Source organism: Frankia sp. CoWAU3, assembly GCF_977971855.1.
Genome location: NZ_CDWWXB010000149.1, coordinates 2,449 through 5,700, shown reverse-complemented (window position 1 = coordinate 5,700; position 3,252 = coordinate 2,449). Strand labels below are relative to the sequence as shown.

At 72.0% G+C, this 3,252-nt stretch carries 3 protein-coding genes and 1 pseudogene; all 4 read left to right on the top strand.

Going from position 1 to position 3,252, the window contains the following annotated elements:
• Positions 1 to 682 (top strand): annotated as a pseudogene (locus tag AC08ON_RS13140) (hypothetical protein); the annotation flags it as partial.
• A 14-nt stretch (positions 683 to 696) separates the two neighbouring features.
• Complete coding sequence (locus AC08ON_RS13135; RefSeq protein ID WP_476607721.1) at positions 697 to 1,209, top strand: hypothetical protein; 513 nt, start codon at positions 697 to 699, stop codon at positions 1,207 to 1,209.
• Positions 1,210 to 1,240: 31 nt separating this feature from the next.
• A complete protein-coding gene (locus AC08ON_RS13130; protein ID WP_476607720.1) occupies positions 1,241 to 2,494 on the top strand; it encodes an ATP-binding cassette domain-containing protein in 1,254 nt (417 codons plus the stop codon).
• 40 nt (positions 2,495 to 2,534) lie between these two features.
• On the top strand, positions 2,535 to 3,252 hold a 718-nt coding region (locus tag AC08ON_RS13125; RefSeq protein WP_476617067.1), incomplete at its 3' end, for a ketopantoate reductase family protein.

Genomic DNA, 3,252 nt, shown 5'->3' with positions numbered 1-3,252 from the left:
CCCGCGCCAGGGTGCTCAACGCCTGGCTGCGGATGGTGCAGGGATCGTTGATCGCCACGAGGGGCAGCGGCCGGATGACTACCCCGCACCGGCACCGAACGACGCGAAGGCTGGCCGCAGCGGCCGTCTCCGTCCTCACGACCGTCACGCTCGCGGCCTGCGGGAATGGCGGCGGCAGCACGGCGTCGGGCGGGACCCCCGTCCCCGGCGAGCGGCTGAAGATCGCCTTCTGGTCGGACCTCCAGACCTGCCCGGCATCGCCTGGCCGCGCCAGCCGATCACCTCGGCCGACCAGGAGGTCATCGAGGCCTCCGGCGGCGTCATCCAGAAGCGGGCCCTGCCCGGCATCGCCGGGACGCTGTTCCCCAACGTCACCGCGGCCCAGCTCACCCGGCAGGCCACCGCGGGCGGCTATGACCTCTTTGCCAGCTACCTGACCCGGGCGGACCCGAGCGTGCTCGCCTCCCTGCTCGACCGGGCCGTGTCCAAGCACTACGCCGGCACGTTCGGCGAGGACGCGACGACCGCGCCGCAGATCAGCACGCTGTTCGCCGCCGGCCTCACCACCATCGACCCGGACAAGCGTGGGGCCGCCTACCCGAACCTGCAGGACTACCTCATCGACCAGGGCGTGACATTTCCGGTCTACGACCGGCTGCAGGTGGTGGGGCTGTCGAAGTAGGTCGGGTCGTCGCGATGCTCCGCTACGTCGCGGGTAGGTTCGCCCAGGCCCTCATCGTGCTCTGGGCGGCCTACACGGTCACCTTCATCATCCTGCACGTCCTGCCCAGCGACCCCGTCACGTTGCAGCTCGCCGCCGGCGGGGTCGACGTGCACCAGCTCACCCCGGCCCAGCTGCACGCGCTGAAGGCGCGCTACGGCCTTGACGATCCCGTGCCCGGGCAGTACTTCCGCCACCTCTGGGACGCGCTGCACCTCGACTTCGGCCTCTCGCTCACCCAGAACACGACCGTCGGCGCGCTGCTCGCGGTCCTCGACTTCGGGACGGCCGTGCTCGCCATCTCCTCGCTCAGCTTCCTGGGCTTCGGTGCCCCGCCATCGGCGGCGGAATGGGGGACACTCATCTCGAACGGGCGCAACTTCCTCATCACCAGCCCCTGGCTGTCGCTGCTGCCGGGTCTGTTCGTCGGGCTGGTCGTGTTCAGCCTCAACCACATTGCCCGCACGATCGAAGAGGTGCAGCGGTGAACACGGTGAACACGGTGAGCGCGTGAATGCCGTGAGCACGGTGAGCACGGTGAGCACGAAGGCGGACGCCGTGGCGGGCCGGAACATCGTGGAGCTCACCGGGCTGTCCGTCGCCTACACGCGCCGAGGGCGGACGACTCTGGCGGTGGAAGACGTCGACCTCACGATTGCCCCCGGACAGACCGTCGCCGTCGTCGGCGAGTCCGGCTCGGGGAAGACCACCACGGCCAACGCCATCCTCGGTCTGCTGCTGGCGAACGGTCTGATCACCGCGGGCACCATCTCCGTCGCGGCCGACCGGGCCGACCGGGTCGTCGTGATGCGGCGCGGCCGGGTCGTCGAACGCGGGGCACCGGCGTCGATCCTGCGCACCCCGCGCGACCCTTACACCCGCCACCTCATCGAGGTGGCGCCGGCGTTGTCGTCCACCGGCGGCCTCGTCCCGCGCTTCCCCGAGGCGCCCCCGGCTCCCGAGCTGCTGCGGCTAAAGGGGATCACGAAGGACTTCCGGCTGCCCCGGACCCGGGGCGGGGAGCGGGTCCTCCGGGCGCTGGACGAGGTGTCTCTGTCGGTGCGGGCGGGCCAGACCCTGGGCCTCGTCGGCGAGCCCGGGTCGGGCAAGACCACCGCGCTGCGCATCGTGATGGGCCTGGAGAAGCCGACCAGCGGCCGGATCCACCTCGACGGGCAGGACATCACCTCCGCCGGCTGGTCGCAGCTGCGGCCGCTGCGGCGGCGGTTCCAGCTCGTCCACCAGAACCCGTTCTCCTCACTAGACCCGCGGTTCACCGTCGGGGAGAGCATCGCCGAGCCGCTGCTCTCCTTCCGCGTCGGCGACCGGGCCAGCCGCGCCGCCCGGGTGCGCGAGCTGCTCGACCAGGTCGCCCTGCCCGCCGCGTTCCGCGGCCGCCGGCCGATCGAGCTCTCTGGCGGCCAGCACCAGCGGGTCGCGATCGCCCGGGCACTCGCGATCGAACCCGAGCTGGTCTTCCTCGACGAACCCGTCTCGGCGCTCGACGTGTCGGTGCAGGACCAGATCCTGCTCCTGCGGCTGCAGCAGGAGCTCGGGGTCGCCTACTTCTTCATTTCCCACGATCTCGCCGTCGTGGCCCAGCTCGCCCACGAGGTCGCGGTGCTGCGCGCCGGCCGCATCGTCGAGAGTGCTCCGGCGGCCGACGTCCTCACCGCGCCGACGCAGGACCACACCCGCGAGCTGCTCGGCGCGATTCCCGGGCAACGGTTCGCGGCCGCACTCGCCGCCGCCCAAGGAAAGGACACACGATGAGTCGCAGGTACGCACGCACGGTGAGTTGCGGGTACGCACGATGAGTCGCAGGTACATCGTCATCGGAGCCGGGGCCGTCGGCGCGACCGTCGCCGTGGAGCTGCGGCTCGCCGGGATCGACGTCGTTGTCGTGGCCCGGGGCGCGAACCTCGCGGCGCTGCGGGCGGGCGGGCTACGCTACATCCGACCGCCGGCCACGCCCGGCGGTGAGCCCGACGAGCGGCGGATCCCCCTCTACGTCGTCGGCGGCCCGGACGAGGTCGACCTGCGTGGTGACGACGTGCTCGTCCTCGCCACCAAGTCGCAGGACTCCGAGGCGCTGCTCGCGCAGTGGGCATGGCGGCCGGTTGACGTTGACGGTACGCAGCGCACGGCGGCGGAGGCGCTGCCCGTCGTGCTGCTTCAAAACGGGATCGAGAACGCCCGTACGGCGTTGCGCCGGTTCGCCACGGTGATCGACGCGGTCGTCCTCAGCCCCTCCTCGCACGTGCGACCCGGCGAGGTCGTGTCCCCGGCGGCCCCGCTCGCGGCGGCCTTCTACCTGGGCCGCGCCCCTCGCGGCGCCGTTGACGACCCGACCGCCGAGGCTGTCGCGGCCGACCTGCGCCGAGCCTCGTTCGCCGTCGCGGTCGTCGCGGACATCGACCGACGCAAGGCCGGCAAGCTGCTGGGCAATCTGGCCTACAACCTCGACGCGATCTACGCCCCGAGCGAGCTGCGTGACGCGGCGGCTGCCGTGCTGGTCGAGGAGGCGCGGC

Excerpts from the sequence above, each read along its gene's own strand:
- AC08ON_RS13135 (WP_476607721.1), top strand. The coding sequence starts at position 697 with ATGCTCCGCTACGTCGCGGGTAGGTTCGCCCAGGCCCTCATCGTGCTC.